The sequence below is a fragment of the Coleofasciculus sp. F4-SAH-05 genome, from assembly GCF_040222985.1.
In the GTDB taxonomy this organism is placed as follows: Bacteria; Cyanobacteriota; Cyanobacteriia; order Cyanobacteriales; family Coleofasciculaceae; genus Coleofasciculus; species Coleofasciculus chthonoplastes.
The window spans coordinates 68,967-92,407 of record NZ_JAVKBY010000063.1 but is presented as its reverse complement, the minus strand read 5'-3'; the positions used below and the strand labels follow the sequence as shown (position 1 = coordinate 92,407).

Below are 23,441 nucleotides of genomic sequence, written 5' to 3'. Positions count from 1 at the left end.
CTGCACAAAATTGGCTGCATAAACGGGAAACCCTGAGCCATCAAGACTTTCAGAGGCATTGACAGTAGAGACTAAAATGCAACGTCTTTACCAGTTCCTAGAAAACCAGTAAGAGACGTTCCACCGGAACTCTACCAAGGGCTATTTGAGTAAGGCTATATTAAGTAGGGATTAGGGTGGGGTGGATTTGGGAAAAACCAAGACGAGCGCATCAAATGTTTTCATTCAAATCAAGCCAACGCGATCGCAGGTTCTGAGAATCACACAGATTAACACACAGAGGACAACACAAAGCGCGATCGCATCCCATTGATCAGGATGACACTATCACAAATCCCGTAGGGGCGCACAGACGTGCGCCCTGACTGAAGGCTTGCGCCCCGAGTCATGGACTTTCCATCTGCATAAAGCGATTTGGCGGTGAAATCGGGCGCACATTGGTGCAGTAAAAGGGCGCACACCGTGCGCCCCTACAATTCTAATCCACCTTGCTTAGGTGTGCCGAGCCACTACAGCAACTATGGCGGGAGAAACTTTCTTTTCAAATATCCCAGTTAGGGCAATCAATGAGCCGCATTGGTATCAAGCCCTTATTTTGAACAGCTTCTAAGCTATAGCGTTTTCATTTGAGATGCCAACAAGCCACCCTTATCCAGTAAGGCTTTCAGGGCTTTGGCTGTACAGGAATCATCTGTAAACACTATATTGAGCAAATAACAAATGACAATTAAATCAGGATGTATCTTACAGGGAAACGGGCAACAATTGTAGAGGTTGGCATTACCATTTCAATATGTGGGGGCGCAAGCCTTGCACCCCTACAGATAGCTGTACCATCAGCACTGGGAAATTCCGATACAGTGGCTCAATCTTCTCCACCCCCTGGGATAACGATTCCAGAAGGTGCACCAGAAACCCTGGAACAAACCATTCCCAATCCAACTGATTTATCCCCTCCTTTACCACAGGAAACTCCCCTATCCCCACCTCAACCCAACCTACAGTTACCTGCGACTCCCCAACCGCCTCAAGTTCCCTCTCTATCCCCAGAAGTATTCCGCATTAATCAAATAGAAGTTCTCGGCAATACCGTATTGCAATCAGAAATCGCCGAATTAACCCAAACCTATCACAACCAAGACGTCACCTTTGAAGCCTTACTCGAACTACGCCAAAGCATTACTCAACTGTATATTCAACAGGGTTATGTCACCTCTGGCGCCTTTTTACCCAAACAAGATATTAGTGATGGGATGATCCAAATTCAAGTCGTGGAAGGTGAAATTGAACAGATTCAAATCCAGGGATTAAACCACCTCAAACCAGGATATGTGCGCCGTCGCCTGGAATTAGCAACCGATACTCCTTTCAATCGCCATCGCCTGGAAGAAGCCTTACAACTGTTACAACTTGACCCCCTCCTCAATCACATCAATGCTGAACTAATCGCTGGCAGTGGTTCCGGCAAAAACATCTTACTCCTAGACTTGCAAGAAACACCATCCTTTCACGCCGGTGTATCTGGTGCCAATAATCAATCTCCCAGTATCGGCTCAGAACAAGCCAATCTATTGATCAGCCATGATAACCTATTCGGATTAGGCGATCGCGTTTCTGCTGAATACGGCTTCACCCCAGGATTAGACTTCTATCGTGTCAACTACGGGATTCCCATCAATGCCCGTGATGGTAAAATTAGCGTCAGCTATAGCAACAGTAACAGTCGGATTGTAGAAGCCGGCTTTGAAGATTTAGGCATCAGAAGCCAATCCCGCACCCTATCAGTAAATTTCCGTCAACCGATTGTGCGATCGCCTACAACTGAATTTGCCCTGGGTGTCAGTGTCGATTGGCGTCGTAGCCAAAGCTTCCTACTCAATGATATCCCCTTTTCCTTCTCCCAAGGACCAGAGGATGGCGAATCCAAAGTTACCGTCATTCGCCTCTTCCAAGAATGGAGCGATCGCACACCTAACCGCATCTTAGCAGCTCGCTCTCAATTTAGTCTCGGACTAGATGCCTTTGATGCCACAATTAATAATACAGGAACCGATGGGCGATTCTTCTCTTGGTTAGGACAATTTCAATGGGTACAGCGATTATCACCCAGAACCGTACTCCTGGCAGAAATCAATACTCAACTCACTCCCGACTCTTTACTCTCCCTAGAACGATTTGGGATCGGCGGTGGAGATAGCATTCGAGGGTATCGCCAAAATCAATTGGTTACTGATAATGGCATTTGGGGGTCATTGGAAGTCCGGATTCCCCTAACCTCAAACCCCAATCAATTACAACTCGTACCTTTCTTTGATATCGGTACAGCTTGGAATAATCAAGATGATGACCCAAATCCCAACACCCTTGCCAGTTTAGGATTAGGATTCAATTGGCGGATTAATTCTGATTTAGATTTGCGTTTAGACTATGGCATCCCCTTAATTAAAGTCAATCAACGGGGGGATTCACTGCAAGAATCGGGTTTCCACTTTTCCCTGGATTATCAGCCCTTTTGAGAAATTAGTTATTCTAACTTAGCACTTATTCAGCCAGCCCTAAATAAGCTAAAACGCATTTAAATTGTGTATTCAGGCGTTGCCTGTTGCCTGTGACACACCGAGCGAAGTCGAGGTGTTGCCTGTTGCCTTTCAGGGTTTTAGGTATCCCAATTTAAATGCCGAACAGCTTAGGATGAATGTCACTGACTGGTATGCTGGTGGGCAATGCCCACCCTACGGTGTATCAAGGATTTTGGCACTGCAAAAATGCTTATTTCAGTGCTATTCAGCTTAGGATGGTTATAGCTTTAACACCGCCGCATGATGACGAATGTGGTCTTCAACAAAAGAGGAAATGAAATAATAGCTGTGATTATACCCTTCCTGAAAGCGTAATGTTAAAGGGACTCTGGCTTTTTCACAGGCTTGGGCAAAGATACCGGGAAGTAATTGTTGCTTCTCTAAAAAGGGATCGGCTGTCCCTTGATCAATCAGAATTGGACGCTTATATCCAACGGTTAACACTAATTCACTAGCATCATAGATGCCCCAGCTTTCTTCATCTTCACCCAAATAATTCGTAAATGCTTTTTGTCCCCAAGGACACTTTGTTGGTGCGGCAATTGGGGCTAAAGCCGAAACCGATGTATATTGCTCAGGGTTTCTTAAAGCACAAATTAGCGCTCCATGACCCCCCATGGAATGACCAAAAATGCCCTGATGATCAATTTGAGCCGGGAAATGTTGGGCAATAATTGCCGGTAATTCCTCAACCACGTAGCTATACATTTGATAATGATCTGACCAGGGTTCTACTGTCGCATCGACGTAAAAACCCGCGCCTGTACCGAAATCCCAGTCGTCATTTTCTCCCGGAATTCCGGTATCACGGGGACTGGTATCTGGCGTCACCAGCATTAATCCATACTTCGCCGCAAACTTCTGCGCCCCAGCTTTTGCCATAAAATTTTCTTCGGTACAGGTTAAGCCGGACAGGAAATAAAGAACCGGGACTCGTTCTGATTTGGCTAGAGGCGGTTGGTAGACAGCAAACCGCATTTTACTGTTGCAGGTTTGAGAGTGATGGGAGTAAAAGCCAACTGTACCACCGAAGCATCGATTTTCTGAGAGAATTTTGGGGGCTGTGGACATAGATTAATTGTGTAGTGAGCAGCAGTAGATGTGGCTTTTTAAGTCGGCTGTTTTGATACCTGACGCCCAACCCATACCCGCAAGAAGGCTAATATTGGCTATTGATTCCGATAAAGCATGAAGCAAGCGTCAGTCCTGTTCTATTGTCCCACAGACAGGCTAGCATCGTCTGCTTTAGATTAGTGATTATTATGAATCGCTGCCTACGGGGTCAAGTTGTCACAGGTTGAAAAATCGGCTATTGTATCCGCGATCGCTCATCCCGAAAAAATTTCCCTATCCCTTACCTACCCTAGCTTCCGATGAAGTGATAGGGAAGGCGCGATCGCAGGATTGTGGAATCGTCTAGAATCGAAGCATGATCCGGATTAGTCTTGCATAACACTGGCTAACTGATTTCCGCATTTTTCCGTCAAATCAGTAACTAGAGAAATTCTTATAACCCTGGTGATACGACCTAGAAACGTTTATAAGATCCTTGGGGATGGACAATTGAGCCTTTCTCGTTTTCAATTAGAAAACGGAGAACAGCTAGAGAACTCCCAATTGCATCAATGGCGTATAAACTCATAAGGAGTCAAGTCTCACCGATGGCAGTCAACCTGTATCAGTGACAATAAGTGGTAGTTCAGTTTTGAATGTGAGGTAAGAGCGATGAGTGATGGTATGGCATTCCTAACAGGGGCTGCCTTTGCGGGAGTGGCAGTTCTGTTTATGATGAAAGGCGGAGATAGTCTTGGCATTACGAATGCCCCTCCCTCTCAAACGGCTCAACTTCCACAGAGCAATCCTTATAATCCCTATAATCCTGATAATCCCTATAATCCTGCTTATGGGCAGAACCCGCAAATGCCAGTTCAGACGACACCAGGTTTTGCCGGTAATGATTTTGAACAGCAACAGGTTACAGTAGAACGCTTGAAAGGCATGCTGGAACAGCAACGCGCCGAAACGGAACAGCTAAAAGCTCAAATGCAAAACCAGCAAGCGTTGATTGACAATCTTATGGGACAAAATAATCCCAATAATCCTAATAGTTTCATACCACCTCGGATTGAAGCAGCGCCCCCTGTAACTCCTGTCCAGCAGTCTGAGTCAGATAATTCGATTATTTCCGGCTTGGTTTGGGGATTGGGTGGTATGGCAGTAACAATTAGTGGGGGTGTTGTAGTTGTGGGATTATTGGCAGTGCTGTCGCGACAACAACAACCACGTCCACCTCGGACAACTTACGTTGTCCCCCATCCCTACAATGCGCTTCCTTATGCCCCCTCAGCTAGGCGACGCACTGAAGTAATACCGCCTCCTCTTGATGATAGACAAGTGGATTATGTGGAATATGAGCGTTAGTATAAAAAGGCAGAAGGCTCTAGGGCAGAAGGCGGTAAGGTTTGTCGCAAATTAGTATTTCCTAACTTGTTACCCTAAAAATAGGAATTCTCCCATCCACCCAAGCCCACGGCATCAAGCGTGCAGATAACAAATGTATGAGTATTAAAGACAAACCGAAATCGCCACACGGTCGCCAGATTGGTCTTATTCTATTAATTCTGGCGAGTGTATCCTTACTGGGGTACTTGTTTGTACCCAAATCCTCTCGGTTTCCCATAGTACCCTATAGCGAATTTCTCGACCAACTGGACGACGGCAAAGTCACACGGGTTTCGGTGGGGGAAGAACAAGTGATTTATCAGCTTAAGCCCGCTCAAGATCCCCTGAAGGCGACTCAAGACTTGCTGCAAGCCACTCAAGATCCTCTCCAAGCCACTCAAGACTTGCTGGAAACGGCAGAACCGCCCCTAGACACAGAAGTAGAACCGGATCTGGATACCCCCGACAATCCGTTAAATTCAACATCTGACGATCCGCTCAACCCAACCGATGAACTGCTCAACGAGGATGAGCAACAAGGGCAAATCTATGCCACACTCAGGGTTGATGATCCAGACTTGGTGAACACGCTTCAGGAACAGGACATTGAATTTTTTGCTGCGCCTCCTCCCAAAAATGGTTGGTTACTGAGTCTGTTAAGTTGGGTGGTTCCGCCGCTAATCCTCGTCGCCGCCTTTCAGTTTTTCCTGCGCCGCAATGACAGAGACGCTGAAGGTGCGCTTTCGTTTAGTAAAAGTAAGGCAAAGGTTTATGTAGAAGGAGAATCGGCTAAAATTACCTTTGCTAATGTCGCGGGGGCGGAGGAAGCCAAGACAGAATTAGTGGAAATTGTCGAATTCTTGCAAAATCCTGATCGCTTTACCGAAATTGGAGCGCGAATCCCTAAAGGGGTACTGCTGGTGGGACCTCCGGGAACGGGAAAAACCCTCTTAGCCAAAGCCGTGGCGGGGGAAGCTGGGGTGTCTTTCTTTAGTATTTCCGCGTCGGAGTTTGTGGAACTATTTGTGGGTACGGGTGCCGCCCGGGTGCGGGATTTGTTTGATCAGGCAAAAAAGAAGGCGCCCTGTATTATTTTTATTGATGAATTGGATGCGATCGGCAAATCTCGGAGTAGTGGGAATTTCCATAGTGGCGGGAATGATGAACGGGAACAGACGCTGAACCAATTGCTCACCGAGATGGATGGATTTGCGGCTGGAGATGCGACGGTGATTGTCCTAGCGGCGACGAACCGCCCCGAAAGCTTAGATCGCGCCTTGTTACGTCCGGGACGCTTTGACCGTCAGGTGTTGGTTGACCGTCCTGATTTAGCTGGACGTAAAGAAATTTTAAGCATTTATGCCCAGAAAGTCAAATTGGGCGAGGATGTGGATCTACACGCGATCGCAACTCGTACTCCTGGGTTTGCTGGGGCTGATTTAGCCAATCTGGTCAATGAAGCCGCCTTATTAGCCGCCCGCAAGCGACAGGATACCATTGCTCAAGCCGACTTTGCCGAAGCCATTGAACGAGTCGTGGCGGGGTTGGAGAAGAAAAGCCGGGTTCTCAACGATGTTGAGAAAAAGATTGTCGCTTATCACGAAGTTGGTCATGCTTTAGTGGGTGCGTTAATGCCAGGAAGTGGTAAAGTCGCGAAAATCTCCATTGTGCCACGGGGAATGTCTGCGTTAGGATACACACTGCAACTACCCACAGAAGACCGTTTTTTGATGAATGAAGTGGAACTTCGCGGCGATATTGCCACCCTATTAGGAGGACGCGCTGCTGAAGAAATTGTCTTTGGTAATATCACCACAGGGGCGGCGAATGATTTGCAACGCGCCACGGAGTTAGCAGAACGCATGGTGACAACTTATGGCATGAGTAAAGTTTTGGGTCCTTTGGCATATAATCAGGCTCAAGGCAATAGTTTCTTAGGCAATGGTGGCGGGAATGTACGCCGGAGTGTCAGTGACGAAACGGCAAAAGCGATTGATATGGAAGTGCGAGAAATTGTAGAAACATCTCATCAGCAAGCCTTGGCGATTCTCAATCACAATCGCGATTTACTTGAACAAATTTCCCAACAGATATTAGCGACGGAAGTTATTGAAGGAGAAGACTTACAAAATCTCCTGCAACAAGTGCGATCGGTGGATAAGTTTGTGGCGTTGGAGAATAAGCGAGTAGCGTCATAGTAGAGACTAAAGGTGGAACGTCTGGGAGCTGGGGAAGAAGGAAATAAGGAATGAATCATAATTCTCTAAAATTACTGCTGATGTCTAGTCCTGTGGGTTCTTTGGGTTCAGGATTGACGGGCGGTGTGGAATTAACGTTGCGGAATATTGCCAGTGATTTAGTCAGACGCGGGCATCAGGTTAAAATGGTATTGATTTATCATGCTATAATTTTTGTCCAGGACCAGAACCGTGGATCGGATGGGTGGGGCGAATTGCTCCAGAAAAGGGGCTAGAGGATGCAGTGGCGGCGTCTCAGATGACGGGGATTCCCCTGAAAATTATGGGAGTGCTGCAAAATCAGGACTACAAGCCGAAGCCAAATACTCGACGCAGGCGATGTGCGATCGCGTGGAGCAGTGGTTGTACACTATGTAATTTTTGCGAGAATAGCGCGATACGTTCTGTAGGAACAGGCTCCGCCAACGCGCTATTCTCGCAATATATATAGAGAAGATATCGGTTGAAACCCCAGCTAAATCAACATTTCAGCGATTGTACACAAGTAGAGGGGCGGCTCGACTGAGCGCTCGCCGAACGTCTAAAAAATCACGGAAAGTCTCACGATGAAGCAGTTTCGAGTTTTTGGCTGGGGGAACTTCAGGAACTTGGAGGATGTCAATCTTCCACCTTCATCGCCTTCGCCAATTCCGCCGCGACTAAAGGTCGAGAAAACTGCGGCGGAGGTAACTCACCTTTACGCAACAGTTCCCTTACCTTAGTTCCTGATAAGTGAATTCGTTGATCTGGAGTGCTGGGACTTGTTTTAGCTGTTGCCATTGTCTCCGTCACTTCGCAGTAAAAGGCGTGTTCAAATTTCAGGGGCATAATCCCCAACTCATCCGGCTCAAACTCTTCAAAGATATGCTGAGCATCGTAGGTGCCATAATAGTCACCCACACCCGCATGATCGCGCCCCACAATAAAGTGAGTACAACCATAATTCTTACGCACGATCGCGTGAAAAATCGCTTCCCTTGGACCCGCATAACGCATCGCGGCTGGGTTAATCGCTAAAATTACCTGGTTTCGGGGGAAATAGTTATCCATCATAATTTCATAGCAACGCATCCGCACATCGGCGGGGATGTCATCGCTTTTGGTTGCACCCACTAAGGGATGCAGGAATAAACCATCAACTATTTCCAAAGCACATTTAATGATATATTCATGCGCTCGGTGGATGGGATTTCGGGTTTGGAAACCCACCACAGTTTTCCATCCCCGTTCTTTAAACAACGTCCGAGATTGAGCCGGATCAATTTGATACTTAGGAAACAGAGGATGGGGATACCGTTGCAATAACCAAACTGGACCGGCTAGATTCACGTCTCCTTGGTTATAAACCACCTTGACACCCGGATGCTTTTCCTCATCCGTGCGGTAAACATTCATCGCTTCCCGCTTTTTGTCATAGCGATATTTTTGCGTGAGTTCTAAAACGCCGACAAAGCGCCCATCCTGGTCATCCAGACGCACTAAGCTGCCTTCCTTTAACGGTTCAGCAACGTCCTCATCAACTGATAAGGTAACTGGGATAGACCAAGGTAAACCATTCGCCAGACGCATATTATCCACAACTGACTCATAATCCGCTTGCTCCATAAACCCGGTCAAGGGGCTAAATCCACCGATCGCGATTAAGTCTAGATCAGATGCTGCCCAGGCATCAAGTTGCACCCTGAGTAGGGAATCCGCTTTCTCCAAAAATTCTGATCGCTGTTGTTCTGAGGCAATGCGATTGATAAGTTGACCCCCATGAGGGGCGATTCCATCCGAATGCTTACTCAATGTCTTTTCCTTTCTTGCATCAACTGCACCTCTAAAATAATCTGCTTTATGGGTTCTGGGCAATTATTCGTCATTTGTTGTTCGTCATTTGTCATTTGTCATTTGTCATTCGTCCAGCTTACCCAGTTATAGCGGTACTAAGACAGGTTAGGACATTCTTTACTGTTCCCTGTTCCCTCTTGGACGCGATCGCCAGATTTTCTGGTACACTTATCACCATGGAAAAATGTGCCTGCCTATAACCTCTTCATTAAGCCTTTCAGACCAAGATCAGAGAAATCGCGATCGCACCCTGTCTCTGATATAGTTTTTACCGATGACAATGGAGCCTATAGCCTAAATCAGGACACGATGGTATCGTGTCCCTACCCAATCAATTCTCCCGTAGGGGTACGGCATTGCCGTACCCTTGGTTTAAGGCTACGCTCCTCAGAGAATTTGCTGGATTGAGGAACGAAACCCAGCCTACTCATGGACAGATTAAACCATTGCCAAGCCACTACAGAACAACTCCCCATATCCCAGACGTGCCATGGCACGTCTCTACACTGAATCCTGCTTTCGTTCAATAATTCCGCCGCCTAGCAGCATTTCCCCCTCATATAAGACGGCGGCTTGTCCGGGAGTAATGCTAAACTGCGGCTGATCAAAAATCAGTTTCATCCGATTCCCGTCTAGGGGAATGACTGTCACATCCACTGGATGACTGCGATACCGCACCTGCACCGACGCCTGAATCGGACGGGTTGGCGGATGAATCGATACCCAATTGACTCGCCCCACGGTACAATCAGGTTGAGTTGCACTAGCGCGATCGCCAACAATGACTCGATTCGCCCCAGCATCAATTGCCACCACGTATAACGGTTCCGGCGCAGCAATGCCGATTCCTTTGCGTTGTCCAATCGTGTAATGGTGAATTCCTTGATGCTGACCTAAGACTTTACCATTCGTATCTACAATATCTCCTGTGGTTTGGGAAATATACTGATCCAGAAACTTCCGCATTGAACCATGGGACTCAACCAAACACAAGTCCTGACTTTCTGGCTTCTGTGCCGTCTTTAACTGATACTCAGCCGCCAGTTGTCGCGTTTGCGTCTTCTGGAGTTCGCCCAAGGGAAATATTGAAGCGGCGAGTAAGTCTTGGGTTAAGTCGTACAGGAAATAAGACTGGTCTTTATTCGAGTCTATCGCCCGCAGCAACTGATAGCGATCGCTCTTAGCATCATAGCGAATCCGTGCATAGTGACCCGTGGCAATTTTATCAATGCCTAACGTCTCCCGCGCATAAGCGAGCATCGGACCAAATTTAACGGTTTTGTTGCACTGAGAACAAGGTAAGGGCGTGATGCCCGATTCATACCCCGAAACCAGATAATCGACGATATTTGCCTGAAAAACCTCACGACTATCCACAATATGATGAGGAATGCCCAGTTGCTCACAAATAAACGCCGCATCGACCATTCCCTCAGAACAACATTGACCCTTGCCTTTCATTAACCACAGGGTCAGACCAGCGACTTCATAGCCTTGATGATGTAGGGTAGCGGCGGCAACTGAACTATCAACTCCACCGGATAGACCGACGACGATTTTATTCATGACATCAATGGATAATCCTTTTGAAACATCAATTGTTGATCTAGGCTAACATCCCCATCGGCTATTTGGTTTGGGGGAACCTAATTCAGCTTTCACCGTTGTCGGTTGGGTTGACCTAGGAAAGCTAACAAAATTAAACCGGGTTGTGTTGTTCGGCTGGCATACCTGTAGTTCACTACAATACTAATCTTACCCTTCTACCATGGTTATCTTTGTTGCCTTGGGTCTCGTACCTCGACCCAACCTACTTGCTACCCTTTTAGCCTTCTACTGATTACTTTTTAATAACCCAATCTTAACTTTGTTTTATTGGCTTAACTTAATTTAAATCTATTGCCCAAAACTGTATAATTTAAATCCAAACTCTTGGCAAATCCGTGTTAAAATCCTAACTTTAACAGTTGCTATAGAGAAGAGAGAACCTTTATGGATTCATCGATGTATTCTATACAACAGTCATCTACGCAACTTGAGACATCTTACCCAGAGATAAAACAATTGAGTGTAAATGCGACGCTGCAAGAATTACCTCTCTATAATTTTCAATTTGAAGCGTCTCAACCTGGAGAGGAAGTGGCTGAGCTCTTCCAACAAAATCCTGTCTTGCCAGGAGTTATTTTAGTTGAACAGGGGAGATTTATGGGTATACTTTCGCGGCGACGGTTTCTGGAACAGATGAGCAGTCCCTATGGACTGGAACTCTTTTTGCGGCGACCACTCAAATCATTGTATCGTTTTGCCCAGACCGAGGTGTTAGTCTTAACCGGGGATACCCAAATTGTTACAGCAGCACGGCATTGTTTAGAACGTCCTTCAGCCTTACTCTATGAACCAATCGCTGTGGAGTTAACCACCCAAACCTACCGCCTATTGGACGCCTATCAATTATTAGTGGCTCAGTTGTATATTCACGAACTAGCCACCCGGTTACTCAAGCAGCTTTATCAGGAGTTAGAAGTCGCCAACCTGCAATTAGAGGAACTTGCAAAGTCGGATGGTTTAACCAGAGTTGCCAATCGGCGGCGATTTGATGACTATTTACAAACCTGCTGGCAACAACATTGTGTGGGAAACTCTTGGCTGTCGCTAATTATGTGCGATGTCGATTGTTTCAAATACTACAACGATACTTACGGTCATCAGGCGGGTGATGACTGTTTACGAGAAGTTGCATCGGCTATCCAGCGTCAAGTTAAGCGACCCGCAGATTTAGTAGCGCGTTATGGGGGTGAAGAATTTGTGGTCATTTTACCCCTGACTCCTCTCGATGGTGCAACTCAGGTGGCTCAAGCGATTGGAGAAGCGGTGCGGACTTTAAACATTCCTCATGCAACCTCTTTAGTGAGTCAACGGGTTACCTTGAGTATTGGTGTCGCTAGTACCATTCCTAATCCACGACAATCACCAACAACCTTGACCGCAGCCGCCGATGCTGCATTATATCAAGCTAAATCAGCCGGACGCGATCGCGTGGTTGTTCATACTCATTGGCATTAATTCTAACGGATAACTTCAACCGTCTCTAGTTTATACCAGGGATTCTCTACTTAAATTGGATCGATTTTCCGTGTTAGCTAAGTCTTTATTAAACTTTAATCGTTTCTTAAAACGATATTAACGTTTCAGGGCATCTTCATTTTCTACAATATTTTGTACAAACCAACTATTAAATCATTTTAAAAACCAAATGACAAATAGCTGAGTTGTGAGTTTATATACAAATTAGAGGTTTAATTTTATAGTTTTATGGTTTCTCTCCAAGACTTTCACCCCGAATTATGCGTTTTGCCCCAAGCCAAGACTGCTCATCTAACGTTGGATTCTACCATCCGAGAACTCAATCTTTATCACTTTCAGGTGGAATCAGTTCAACCCGGTAGAGACGTAGCTCAATCGTTTCAATTAAATCCGCTATTACCTGGAGTTATTCTAACCCAACATAGAAAACTTATCGGGATGATTTCCCGAAGGCAGTTTTTAGAACAAATGAGCAGTCCTTATGGATTAGAACTGTTCTTAAAACGTCCCCTGCACTCCTTATACCGCTTCGTCAGTGCAGATGTTTTAATCCTCACAGGAGATACAAAAATAGTTGATGCGGCTCGTCGTTCACTTCAGCGTACACCGAAATTCGTCTACGAACCAATTATTGTAGAACTCGAGTCAGGAACCTATCGCTTGCTAGACGTGCATCAATTACTCGTGGCTCAGTCGCAAATTCAGGAACTCACCACCCAGCTTTTGCACGAGCAAACTCAAGCTCAAATGATTCAAACAGAAAAAATGGCAAGTTTGGGGCAAATGGTTGCTGGGATTGCTCATGAAATTAAGAATCCAGTCGGGTGTATTAGCGGAAATTTTGAATTCTTAGACGATTATTGTGCCAAGTTAATTGAGCTATTAACTGCATACGCCGCAGAAGTTCCCCAACCATCAGAAGATTTAAGTCAACTCAAAGAAGATTATGAACTCGATTTTATCTTAGAGGATTTACCGAAAATCCTGAAAAGTATGAAATTAGGCTCAGAACGATTAACCAAAATTGTTGGTAGTCTACAAAGCTTCTCACATACGGATGAGTCAAGTCATCAGCCTGCGAATATTCATGAGTGCATTGAAAGTACATTAATTATTTTAAATAATCGACTTAAAAAAGGAATTAAAATCTTTAAAAATTATGCCGATTTGCCGCTAGTAAGTTGTTCATCCGGTCAGCTTAGTCAGGTTTTCATGAATCTAATTAGCAATGCCATTGATGCGCTGAATGAAAAGAAAGAAAAAGCAGGGAATGGCTCTGGCTCATGGCAGCCTCAGATTGAGATTAACACTCGCCTGGTTCAACAGGATAAAAGGGACTGGGTTTGGGTACAAATTAGTGATAATGGTTCAGGAATAGCACCCAATATTCAAGAGCGGATATTTGAGACATTTTTCACGACTAAGCCAGTCGGAAAAGGAACCGGGTTAGGGTTAGCAATTACTCATCAAATTGTAACTGAGAAACATGGCGGTAAGTTGTTAATGCATTCGCAGTTAGGGGAAGGTACAACCTTTGAAATTTTCTTGCCGTTAGAGTAGTCATTATATGAGCATCCGGCGCTTCCTGCACATTACCAAACCCTTGAATAATTTAGTCATTTATGTTTCCATAAATAGCCGCGTAGGGGCGACCCGCTGCACCAATAAACAACGGTATCTATTCAATTTGATCGGGTCGCCCTTTACTCAATCCTCTTCTGCCCTAATTTTTATGGAAAGTCTAGAAACCTGAGTCTGGGCGGGTTTAGTTACCGAAAAGATAGTAGTGAAACCCGCGCAACTCTTGTTTTAACTGTTGATACTGACGAGTCAGATTTTCCAGTTGTTGTTCGAGTTGCTCAGATTTAGGCTGTTGACACCGCAAATGCGATGGAATTTGAGATTCGGTGAGGGATTCGAGAATCTCAATCAAAATAGAGGCACGTTGGTAGGATGATTGAGTTGTACGTCGTGAGCCTTTTGCAGTAAACTCTTGGAAGACAGATTCACTCTATTGTAAAAAGAGCGCGATCGCTTCCTCCATCTGCTGAGGGTTAACATACCTCGCCTTAATCAAAATTTTCGCTAGCGCCGAGAAATAAATGGGTACAGACATGACAGTTGTTGCGATTGATTGTCATTTCAGTCGATGCACCAGATTTGCTGCTATATAGCAAATATTGTTATTGGTCATTGGTCATTTGTCATTCGTTTTCCCCATCTACCCTATCTCCCCCATCGCCCTGTCAGCCTCAATGATCAAATTAAATGCGTGACAGCTTACGCTTGTGTGGGATCATAGACAATGATGTCCCCTTGTCTTGTGGAAAGGTTAATCGATGAAACAGTTAATTCAGGGTCTGCATGAGTTCCAGACCAATTACTTTACAGCTCACCGGGAGCTATTTGAGTTACTTTCTCAAGGACAACATCCGCGAGTTCTGTTTATTACTTGCTCAGACTCTCGCATTGATCCCAATCTGATGACCCAAACCAAACCAGGTGAAATGTTTATTATCCGTAATGCGGGTAACATTATTCCCCCTTATGGGGCGACGAACGGCGGAGAAGGTGCAGCCGTTGAGTATGCTATTCATGCGTTAGGTATTGAAGATGTGATTGTTTGTGGTCATTCCCATTGCGGTGCGATGAAAGGATTGCTGAAACTCAGTAAGCTGGAAGAGGAAATGCCAATGGTTTACGAATGGCTCAAACACGCGGAAGCGACGCGGCGAATTATTAAGGAACATTATCAAAGCTACGAAGGGGAAGACCTGCTTAATGTGTCTATTCAAGAGAATGTTCTTAACCAATTAGAAAATTTACGCACGTATCCGGTAATTCAGTCTCGACTCAAAGCTGGGAAATTACAACTTCATGCTTGGGTGTATGAGATTGAATCGGGAGAAGTTATGGAATATAACCCAGTTCAAGGTCAGTTTGTACCTCCGAGAACTCAGTTTGCTAGAGCGACTTGGATTACGCCAGAACAGCAAGAGCGTATTTTTAAAGGGTCTTATTAATTGTCATTGGTCATTTGTCCTTTGTCATTCGTCATTGGTTATTTGTCCTTTGTCAGTGGGATATATTTTACCATTGACGCAGGCAAATCGTTTATTTTTAAGTGTTTCTGGTTGTTACAACCAGTCCCAATTTGATCAGGAAAAAGGACATGAAATCAGGTAGGGGCACGGCATTGCCGTGCCCTTAGGGTTTCTATAAATTGAATCCCCTCTTACTCAACAGCAAAAGGGGAAAGGTTTACATTCAACTTGTTTTCCCAGCGAGTGGGAACAGTTCGCTCAGGGAGCCTTACCGAGACTGGGTTTCAGCGTTCGACTGAGCGCTCACGCCGAAGTCCACCGAATCGACACCACTGATAAAATATACGCCATCTGCCCAAAAATTGAACCTAACACAGCCCGCAAACCCTATCCCCGTAAGTCATCGACACCACTCGACATAAAATATAGGGTTTCAGCGATTTGGCGACTGGTGTCGATTTGTCGATTTCACCGCTATCTTACAAGGTGTGATTCTAGTCTGATGAATCAATCAACGCTTTAATAACGCCGATTTTAGCTTGGGAGACTTTTGACCCTAAGCTGGGATTAGTTGAACCAATAAAATATTCTCCAGTTGGCAAATAATGCAATGCCAATTCCGGATAGGTAATAATTTCCCAATCTTTATAGATTTCGGTCTTTTCATGATTATGGCTGGGTCGATTGCTTTCATAACACCAGCCTGCTGCGAGTAATTTTTCAATTAAGGTTGACATGGAAAATCAGCTAATTAATTCTCGGATAGAAATTTCGGGAAGCTGTCATACATGGACATTGAGTATCGATGAATGATACTGACTTAGGATTGGTGGGCAATGCCCACCCTACGGTAGGGTTTAAATGCTCAACAGTTCCTACTAGCTTTTGGTAGATTTCCCTGTATTCGTTTCTACCCTAACATTCGTTATTCGTCATTTGTCATTCGTCATTCGTTTCCCCATCTCCCCCATCTCCCCCATCTCCCCCATCTTCCCCATCTTCCCCATCTTCCCCATCTTCCCCATCTTCCCCATCTCCCCCATCTTCCCCATCTCCCCCATCTTCCCCATCTCCCCCATCTTCCCCTAGACAACGGGCAGAAACTTTAAGAAACTTTACAATTGGGAGAGATGACACTATAGTCGGACTGCCATGCACCTAACCTACTTCGGCGCCAATAGCTGGCTACTCGAACTTGGGCAAAAACACATCCTGATTGATCCCTGGCTTGTGGATTCCTTAGTCTTTAGCAATCTTCCCTGGTTGTTCAAAGGCGACAAACCTCCAGCCTTGGATGCACTTCCTGATCAGATAGACTTGATTCTGTTGTCCCAGGGACTAGAGGATCACGCCCACAGACCCACTCTAGAAAAGCTGGATAAGACGATTCCCGTCGTGGGTTCAGAGAATGCCGCCACGGTGGTGAAAGAGTTGGGCTATACTCAGGTGACGGCGTTAGGCTTTGGTCAAACCTTCACCCTCGCTGACCAAATTGAAATCCGCGCCTTACCAGGGGCACCGATTGGTCCTTTTTTGCAGGAAAACGCCTATCTGATTAAACAGTTAGAGAGTGGCACCAGTCTCTATTATGAACCTCATGGGTATCCACCTGATCAGTTAAAAGACTATGCTCCCATCGATGTGGTGATTAGTCCCGTGGTGACGTTGGAATTGCCTTTGCTAGGACCGATTATCCAAGGTCATCGTACCGCACTGCAACTGGCACAATGGTTGCAACCCCAAGTGTTTCTACCCACAGCCGCCGGAGGTGGAGTTGAATATGAGGGAGTACTAGATTCCCTGTTGAATCAGGTTGGTAGTCTGGAGGAGTTGCGATCGCAACTGGCACAGCACAACCTATCCACTCAGGTGATTGATCCTCAGCCAAAAGAAGCGCTGGAACTTAACCTGACACCTCAAATGGCTTAGTATTTTGCATAGTCTTGTCCTGAGTTATAGGTTCAACTTAAGCAATCACCAATGACCAAGGACAAATGACCAAGGACAAATGACCAAGGAGATAAATCATGTTGGAACTGTATCAATTTGAGATGTCGCAGTTTTCGGAAAAAGTGCGGCTGATTCTAGATTACAAAGGGCTAGCCTATCGCAAAATTGAAGTCACTCCAGGAATCGGACAGCTAGACTTGTATCGCCTATCGGGTCAACGGCAAGTCCCGGTTCTCAAAGATGGAGATACCGTCATTGCTGATTCGACTGCGATCGCGATGTACTTAGATCGCAAGTATCCCGACAAGCCCCTAATTCCCACCGATCCTCACCAACGTGCCCAATGCTTGCTGATGGAAGAATGGGCGGATGAGTCCATTGGTGTCAAAAGTCGCAAAGTCTTCTATGGGGCATTAAGTCACAATTCCAGCTATCGTACATCAGTCTTACCCAACGATACGCCAGATTTTTTCAAAACCGTTCTGGGCGGTGTTCCCGCAGAAGTGTTTGAGGTTTTGGGGATTGGTTTCGGTTGCAGTGCAGACGCCCTCAAAGACGCCAGAGACAGCCTGAAGCAAGACTTAGAAGCCCTCAGCTTAATTTTGTCCGATCGCCCCTATCTGGTCACAGACAGTCCCTGTTTAGCTGATTTTGCCGTGGCTGGGGTGAGTTTACTGCTGAAATTTCCCGAAGGTTCCTATCTGGATTTGCCTGACTCCCTGAACGGGAAAGGTATTCCTGGTTTAGCCGATAGTAGCATGTATCAAACCTTCTTCGACTGGCGCGATCGCCTCTATGCTGAGTATCGCACGCCATTGACCACAACGGGAACCAGCGATTCGCAACCAACCTCTATTGAGATTGAGTGACATCCTCCCATCCCCAAACCCCTGTGTAAGATAAACGTCAGTGATTTAAGGGCATGGCACTACCATGCCCTTACTCAACGAACCAAAATCAAACAGCTACCGCAGTGGCTTTCAACTCAAAAATCTTCTCAATGACATCTTCAACCACCTTATCGGGTGTAGATGCTCCAGACGTTACACCGACAACAATTTCACCATCTGGAAGCCAATTTTCCGTCACCGTCATATCTTGATGCAGTACCTTGTGATCAATCCGATTCCCCGGACCAATTCGCTCAGCGCTATCGATGTGATAAGAGGGAATTTTCCGTTCAATGGCAATTTGTTGCAGTTGCGTTGTATTGGATGAATTAAAACCACCAATCACAACCATTAAATCTAACCGTTCTTCCACCAACTCCAACATCGCATCCTGCCGCTCTTGAGTGGCATCGCAGATGGTGTTAAAACTCTGGAAATGCTGATTTAGCTGAACCGGACCATATTTTTTCATCATCGTCCGCTCAAACAGCTTACCAATTTGCTCGGTTTCGCTTTTGAGCATGGTGGTTTGGTTAGCGATGCCAACATGCTCCAAATCCCGCTCTGGGTCAAATCCTTCGGACGTGGCGCGGCTGAATTTTGCCAAAAACTCGTCCCGATTGCCACCATTGAGGATATAGTCGGCGACATACTCGGCTTCTTGTAGATTCAGCACCACCAAATATTTCCCAGCAAAGGAACTGGTGGCGATGGTTTCTTCGTGCTTATATTTGCCGTGGATAATGGAGGTGCATTCTTTCTTCTTATGCTTCTCCACCGTATGCCACACTTTAGACACCCAAGGACAGGTGGTATCGACAATCTTACAGTTTTTATCATTGAGCAGTTGCATTTCCTGAACGCTGGCACCAAAGGCGGGTAAAATTACCACATCACCCGCACCAACGATGGAAAAGTCTTTTGTTCCGTCCTCAACGGGAACAAAGTTGACGTTCATATTCTGTAGGTGCTGGTTGACGGAGGGATTGTGAATAATTTCATTTGTCATCCAGATGCGCTCGGTAGGAAAATGTTGGCGAGTTTCATACGCCATAGCCACAGCGCGTTCCACACCCCAGCAAAAGCCAAATGCCTCTGCCAGGTGAATGGTCACATTTCCCCGTTTGAGTCGATAGTTATTATCGCGGATTTCTTGAATCAAGCTGCTTTGATATTCAGATTGAAGCTGAATCGCCACCTCAGCATCGTGACCAAATCCCTTACGGTGATAGTTTTCTGAACTATGGAGTGAACGTTTGAAGGCTTTTGTATCCATGAAACTTGTTTAGCAGATGAGTGTATACAATTCTTAATTCCTTTCGATCATAAAATGAATCCGGTGAGTCAGTTGTCATTTGTTATTCATCGTTCGTCATTGGTCAAGTCGGGGCGGGTTTAGTTATATCAGGGTGCAAAGCAAACGTTAGCAGTAAAACCCGCCCCTACAACAGACTTTCCATCTCCCCCATCTCCCCTATCTCCCCCATCTCCCCTATCTCCCCCAGCTTCCCCATCTCCCTCACCTTCCCCATCTCCCTTACCCCATCCCTCGTCACAAACCGCTATCGAGAACAAGTTGATCCGTAACTTGTAGGGCATAGTGCCAAATTAAGTAGCCTTGAGGATTTAGGTGCAAACCGTCGGTACTCAATTCCATGTTTAGATTGCCCTCAGTATCGGCGAATAGGGGATAGAGATCCAGGTAAATGGCATCTTCTGACTCCGCGATCGCTTGCAATCGCTGATTAATCTCTAAAATACGACTGTTGGGGATTTCCAAGAGGCGATCGCGCCCTTCCCAGGTGGCGTTTTCCCCACTATGGGGCAAAATCGATTGGACAATAATTTTGGCTTGGGGATGATTGCGCCGTAGGTAGCGAATAATCAGCCGTTGGTTGGCTAAAATCGTCTCATCTGTGACGCCTCGAATGATGTCGTTGATGCCAATCATCAAAAAGATGATATCCGGCTGGGTTTGATCCAACACATCCAAGCGATTCAGCAATCCGGCTGTCGTTTCGCCAGAAATTCCCTGGTTCAGCCAAGTTCGTTGGCTGGGTAGCATTTCATTGGGAAACCAGAGACTGATGGAATCTCCCAGGAGTATGGCTAAATCCTCTGGCTTCTGCTCCACCATCACCTCAGCTTCTTGCTCCAGCAGCGCCACCCACTGCTGGTAATTGAACTGGTGGCGGGGTCCGAGTTCGGGTACAGGGGTAGGAGTTGCTTCTGGAGTTGCATCAGTGGCTAGAGACTGGCTAACCGCAGAAGGGATAGCTCCTTGGTATTGGCGCAGCACTACCCCCGCGATCGCTAGCACCAGTAAGCCATTGACAGCGAGGGAGAAAACCGCCCAAATTGGAAAGCTTTTCGAGGTTGTGGACACTTGTCTAGATTCAGCATCGGCTCTCTCATCAGATTGTAGTCCTATTCCACTTTTGCCGATCACAAAAACCATGACAAAGGGGCAATTCATGAATTGCCCCTACAGGATGGTATTGATCAATTAACTAGCGTCCCGAACCTGAAGCGCTCCAATTAAACTTCCGATCCGCGAGGAATGTCAGCTGTACTACCACTGACGCTACCAAAAGAGCTACTGGTCAACACATCCGATTCCTTAACAAATCCACTGTAGGCTTCCATCCCGTGTTCACTGATATCCAAGCCGTGGATTTCTTCTTCGGCGTGTACTCGGAGTCCCAAAGTCGCTTTCAGGGCTAGCCAAACAACGGAACTAAACACAACGGTGAAACCGCCTACACAGAGGATACCCAGGAGTTGAACACCCAGTTGATTTGCACCACCACCGACGAAAAGACCTCCATCTATGTCAAATAAACCAACGGCAATGGTTCCCCAAATCCCATTCACTAAGTGAACGGAAATTGCACCTACGGGGTCATCAATATGGATATTGTCAAAGAAGGACACTGCAAAAACTACGATAATCCCCGCAATCAAACCAATGATGATCGCTGACAGATAGCTGACATTGTTACAGGGGGCGGTGATTGCCACTAAGCCGGCTAAGATACCGTTGATAATCATCGAAAGGTCAGGTTTACCGTCTTTTGTCCAAGAGGTAATCGTGGCAGAAATACCGCCAGCCGCCGCAGCGAGGTTAGTTGTTACAGCAATATACGGCACATTTTCATTCGCTGCTAGTTCGGAGCCAGGATTAAACCCAAACCAGCCGATCCACAGAATCAAGCATCCCAGTGTAGCAATACTCATATTGTGACCGGGAATGGCATTGATTTGACCGTCTCTATATTTCCCTTCACGGGGTCCGAGAAAAGCAGCTCCCATTAGTGCAGCCCAACCACCTACTGAGTGAACTACAGTTGAGCCAGCAAAGTCGGAAAAGCCCATTTCTCCTAGCCAGCCACCACCCCAGATCCAATGTCCGGTAGTGGGGTAGGAGATTCCGGTGATCAGAAGACTGAAAATCAGAAAGTCAAGAAACCTAATCCGTTCAGCAACCGCACCGGAAACAATAGTAGCAGCGGTGCCAGCGAAGGCAGCTTGGAACAGGAAATATACAGATATGGGTAAGCCTGTAGGAAATGGATCAAGTCCATAAGTACCCGGATCGGTGCTACTTAAGAAAAATCCACCTAAACCAAGAAATCCACCTCCTGCACCAAACATGAACGAAAACCCAATCGCCCAAAATGCAATGGTTGCTAGGGCAAAGACAATCAGGTTTTTGGCGAGAATATTAACCGCATTTTTCTGACGACAGAATCCGGTTTCTAGCATCCCGAATCCGGCATTCATGAAGATGACTAAAATCGCAGCAATTAACACCCAGATGGCGTTTAAGGTTCCCTGGAGTTGGGCAACGGCATCCGCATCAACGGTGTCAGATTGGGCAACGGCTGCTGTATTCCAAACCACGACAATAATTGCTGTTAGCGGAATACAAGCAAGCCAGTAGGGAGAAAAGGATCTGGCTATGGTTTTCAATGGGTCAAAATAGGGAGAATCCAAAAAGGAGGGGGAAACACCGGGTAAATCAACTTGTCTAGTTTTTGGGGGAGACTTTTTTCGGTCGAAAGTTTTCTCGAATGTTCGTCTAGACATCATTTTAGTTAAGTAAGTGGGTAGTTTGGCGAACTCCGTACCTCCGTTCGCCCCGCATCTCATCAGAGCGCACAAGGCGACGGGGTTTTCTCGGCGATTCAATAAAGTCATTGGAAGTCGGACTTAGAAGAGGGGTAAGTACCTAAGTATGACAGAACTCTGTGCCTATTTTCTTTGGTTTACGTGACAGCTTATAACATTGCTGCCTGATTAAGGAATCGGGAGTTTGGTTAGTGAGCTTGTCTACGTTAAACAAAACACTACAAATAAGTTGCCAGATAGTCAAGAGCCTCTATTGTTCACAATAACTGAGTTCATTAATCTGTACGAAATTCCCAAATATTCGATTTTTTGACTCGATATTTCTGTAACAAAATATACCTTTTTGCCGGGAGAGTCTTTAAAAATTATTGCAGTCGCCACTGAGCTAGGAGCTTTTGTCATCAAGACTTGGGTCAACCCGTCACCAGCTTGGTAGCCTGAGTTGACTATTTGCGCTGAGAGCGCGAACTGACTTTTTGATTGTGCTTAAGCCTGTTTATTTGACAAGAATTAAGATTCGAGTAAAGATGAGAGATTCTCTCTCTCAAATACGTTCTTAATTAAGAAAAATTTCTTGGACGAATGACATAAGACGAATGATGAATGACGATCACCACCGTTAACGTTAACTATCCCTACCTACTTACTTTTGCATTTGTGACAGGTATTGCTGATACCCTAACTTGTCTAGTGCTGCTTGTTTATCCATAACGGATTGGGTTAAACTCTGGCGATACTGTTGCACTCGTTCCAGTAATTTAGGTTGCCCAGATGCCAAAATCTGCACAGCTAACAACCCAGCATTTTTAGCATTGCCAATGGCTACCGTTGCGACAGGGATTCCGGCTGGCATTTGCACAATCGAGTAGAGAGAATCCACCCCTTGTAAATGGCGGCTGGTAACTGGAACGCCGATGACGGGTAGGGGGGTCAGAGACGCTACCATACCGGGTAGATGAGCCGCTCCTCCAGCTCCGGCGATAATTACCTTGAGTCCACGCTGATGAGCGGTTTGGGCATAGTCTACCATGCGTTGAGGCGTTCGGTGCGCGGAAACGATCGCGACTTCACAGGAAACATCGAACTCTTCACAAATTGCGATCGCACCCTGCATCGTGGGCAAGTCGGAATCGCTACCCATGATAATACCAATTTGTCCTTGGTCATTGGTCATTGGTCCTTTGTCCTTTGTCCTTTGTCATTGGTCATTCTTTAAAAACCCTTCTGCCTCCTGCCTTCTGCCTTCTGCCT

The 23,441-nt window shown here is 46.0% G+C and carries 21 protein-coding genes and 1 pseudogene; 11 read left to right on the top strand and 11 right to left on the bottom strand.

Annotated features, from left to right (window positions below):
* Window positions 1-737: 737 nt before the first annotated feature.
* Window positions 738-2,516, top strand: coding sequence for a ShlB/FhaC/HecB family hemolysin secretion/activation protein (locus RIG27_RS07920; protein ID WP_446343994.1), 1,779 nt, complete (start codon window positions 738-740; stop codon window positions 2,514-2,516).
* Between the two features lie 282 nt (window positions 2,517-2,798).
* On the opposite strand, the gene fghA is transcribed toward RIG27_RS07920, so the two are convergent.
* The gene (gene fghA / locus RIG27_RS07915; RefSeq protein ID WP_446343992.1) at window positions 2,799-3,650 is read right to left on the bottom strand and encodes an S-formylglutathione hydrolase; all 852 of its coding nucleotides are present in this window, start codon (window positions 3,648-3,650) and stop codon (window positions 2,799-2,801) included.
* Window positions 3,651-3,876: 226 nt separating this feature from the next.
* Here fghA and RIG27_RS07910 point away from each other — a divergent pair, with 226 nt between their 5' ends.
* The 4 genes and pseudogenes from RIG27_RS07910 to RIG27_RS07895 all read left to right on the top strand — a co-directional run.
* Complete coding sequence (locus tag RIG27_RS07910) at window positions 3,877-3,999, top strand: hypothetical protein (RefSeq protein ID WP_446342381.1); 123 nt, start codon at window positions 3,877-3,879, stop codon at window positions 3,997-3,999.
* Between the two features lie 305 nt (window positions 4,000-4,304).
* The gene (locus RIG27_RS07905; RefSeq protein ID WP_446342383.1) at window positions 4,305-5,000 is read left to right on the top strand and encodes a hypothetical protein; all 696 of its coding nucleotides are present in this window, start codon (window positions 4,305-4,307) and stop codon (window positions 4,998-5,000) included.
* Between the two features lie 137 nt (window positions 5,001-5,137).
* On the top strand, window positions 5,138-7,219 hold the full coding sequence (gene ftsH / locus RIG27_RS07900) for an ATP-dependent zinc metalloprotease FtsH (RefSeq protein ID WP_446342385.1): 2,082 nt from the start codon (window positions 5,138-5,140) through the stop codon (window positions 7,217-7,219).
* Window positions 7,220-7,403: 184 nt separating this feature from the next.
* Window positions 7,404-7,568, top strand: a pseudogene (locus tag RIG27_RS07895) (UDP-glucose--tetrahydrobiopterin glucosyltransferase); the annotation flags it as partial.
* Window positions 7,569-7,876: 308 nt separating this feature from the next.
* Here RIG27_RS07895 and sat read toward each other — a convergent pair.
* Both sat and mnmA read right to left on the bottom strand, forming a co-directional pair.
* Window positions 7,877-9,049, bottom strand: coding sequence for a sulfate adenylyltransferase (gene sat / locus RIG27_RS07890; RefSeq protein ID WP_446342502.1), 1,173 nt, complete (start codon window positions 9,047-9,049; stop codon window positions 7,877-7,879).
* 543 nt (window positions 9,050-9,592) lie between these two features.
* A complete protein-coding gene (gene mnmA, locus RIG27_RS07885) occupies window positions 9,593-10,657 on the bottom strand; it encodes a tRNA 2-thiouridine(34) synthase MnmA (RefSeq protein ID WP_446343989.1) in 1,065 nt (354 codons plus the stop codon).
* Between the two features lie 426 nt (window positions 10,658-11,083).
* Here mnmA and RIG27_RS07880 point away from each other — a divergent pair, with 426 nt between their 5' ends.
* Both RIG27_RS07880 and RIG27_RS07875 read left to right on the top strand, forming a co-directional pair.
* Window positions 11,084-12,154: a diguanylate cyclase domain-containing protein gene (locus RIG27_RS07880; protein WP_446343987.1), complete on the top strand. Its 1,071-nt coding sequence runs from the start codon at window positions 11,084-11,086 to the stop codon at window positions 12,152-12,154.
* 249 nt (window positions 12,155-12,403) lie between these two features.
* Window positions 12,404-13,735 (top strand): ATP-binding protein, encoded by a 1,332-nt coding sequence (locus RIG27_RS07875; RefSeq protein WP_446343985.1) that lies wholly within the window; start codon window positions 12,404-12,406, stop codon window positions 13,733-13,735.
* Between the two features lie 205 nt (window positions 13,736-13,940).
* On the opposite strand, the gene RIG27_RS07870 is transcribed toward RIG27_RS07875, so the two are convergent.
* The gene (locus tag RIG27_RS07870) at window positions 13,941-14,108 is read right to left on the bottom strand and encodes a hypothetical protein (RefSeq protein ID WP_446343983.1); all 168 of its coding nucleotides are present in this window, start codon (window positions 14,106-14,108) and stop codon (window positions 13,941-13,943) included.
* A gap of 188 nt (window positions 14,109-14,296) precedes the next feature.
* On the opposite strand from RIG27_RS07870, the gene RIG27_RS07865 reads away from it, so the two are divergent.
* Together RIG27_RS07865 and RIG27_RS07860 are read left to right on the top strand one after the other, a co-directional pair.
* A complete protein-coding gene (locus tag RIG27_RS07865; RefSeq protein WP_446343981.1) occupies window positions 14,297-14,434 on the top strand; it encodes a hypothetical protein in 138 nt (45 codons plus the stop codon).
* 80 nt (window positions 14,435-14,514) lie between these two features.
* On the top strand, window positions 14,515-15,198 hold the full coding sequence (locus RIG27_RS07860) for a carbonic anhydrase (RefSeq protein ID WP_446343979.1): 684 nt from the start codon (window positions 14,515-14,517) through the stop codon (window positions 15,196-15,198).
* A gap of 515 nt (window positions 15,199-15,713) precedes the next feature.
* Here the strand turns inward: RIG27_RS07860 and RIG27_RS07855 are convergent.
* Together RIG27_RS07855 and RIG27_RS07850 are read right to left on the bottom strand one after the other, a co-directional pair.
* Window positions 15,714-15,956: a hypothetical protein gene (locus tag RIG27_RS07855; protein ID WP_446343977.1), complete on the bottom strand. Its 243-nt coding sequence runs from the start codon at window positions 15,954-15,956 to the stop codon at window positions 15,714-15,716.
* Between the two features lie 202 nt (window positions 15,957-16,158).
* Window positions 16,159-16,356: a hypothetical protein gene (locus RIG27_RS07850; protein ID WP_446343975.1), complete on the bottom strand. Its 198-nt coding sequence runs from the start codon at window positions 16,354-16,356 to the stop codon at window positions 16,159-16,161.
* A 15-nt stretch (window positions 16,357-16,371) separates the two neighbouring features.
* Between RIG27_RS07850 and RIG27_RS07845 the strand changes: the two genes are divergently transcribed.
* Window positions 16,372-17,148 (top strand): MBL fold metallo-hydrolase, encoded by a 777-nt coding sequence (locus RIG27_RS07845; RefSeq protein ID WP_446343973.1) that lies wholly within the window; start codon window positions 16,372-16,374, stop codon window positions 17,146-17,148.
* Window positions 17,149-17,246: 98 nt separating this feature from the next.
* Window positions 17,247-18,038 carry a glutathione S-transferase family protein gene (locus tag RIG27_RS07840; RefSeq protein WP_446342401.1) on the top strand — a complete coding sequence of 264 codons (792 nt, stop codon included), beginning with the start codon at window positions 17,247-17,249 and terminating at the stop codon, window positions 18,036-18,038.
* Between the two features lie 88 nt (window positions 18,039-18,126).
* Here RIG27_RS07840 and RIG27_RS07835 read toward each other — a convergent pair whose 3' ends face one another.
* The 5 genes from RIG27_RS07835 to purE form a co-directional block, all read right to left on the bottom strand.
* The gene (locus tag RIG27_RS07835) at window positions 18,127-19,335 is read right to left on the bottom strand and encodes a 4-hydroxy-3-methylbut-2-enyl diphosphate reductase (RefSeq protein ID WP_446343971.1); all 1,209 of its coding nucleotides are present in this window, start codon (window positions 19,333-19,335) and stop codon (window positions 18,127-18,129) included.
* Window positions 19,336-19,463: 128 nt separating this feature from the next.
* Entirely contained in the window at window positions 19,464-19,634 is a 171-nt protein-coding gene (locus RIG27_RS07830) for a hypothetical protein (RefSeq protein ID WP_446343969.1), read from the bottom strand.
* A complete protein-coding gene (locus tag RIG27_RS07825) occupies window positions 19,612-20,445 on the bottom strand; it encodes a GDSL-type esterase/lipase family protein (protein ID WP_446344000.1) in 834 nt (277 codons plus the stop codon). The genes RIG27_RS07830 and RIG27_RS07825 overlap by 23 nt, the downstream gene beginning before the upstream one ends.
* Window positions 20,446-20,597: 152 nt before the next feature.
* The gene (locus tag RIG27_RS07820; RefSeq protein ID WP_446343967.1) at window positions 20,598-22,151 is read right to left on the bottom strand and encodes an ammonium transporter; all 1,554 of its coding nucleotides are present in this window, start codon (window positions 22,149-22,151) and stop codon (window positions 20,598-20,600) included.
* Between the two features lie 682 nt (window positions 22,152-22,833).
* Window positions 22,834-23,364 (bottom strand): 5-(carboxyamino)imidazole ribonucleotide mutase, encoded by a 531-nt coding sequence (gene purE, locus RIG27_RS07815; protein ID WP_446343965.1) that lies wholly within the window; start codon window positions 23,362-23,364, stop codon window positions 22,834-22,836.
* Window positions 23,365-23,441: the final 77 nt, after the last annotated feature.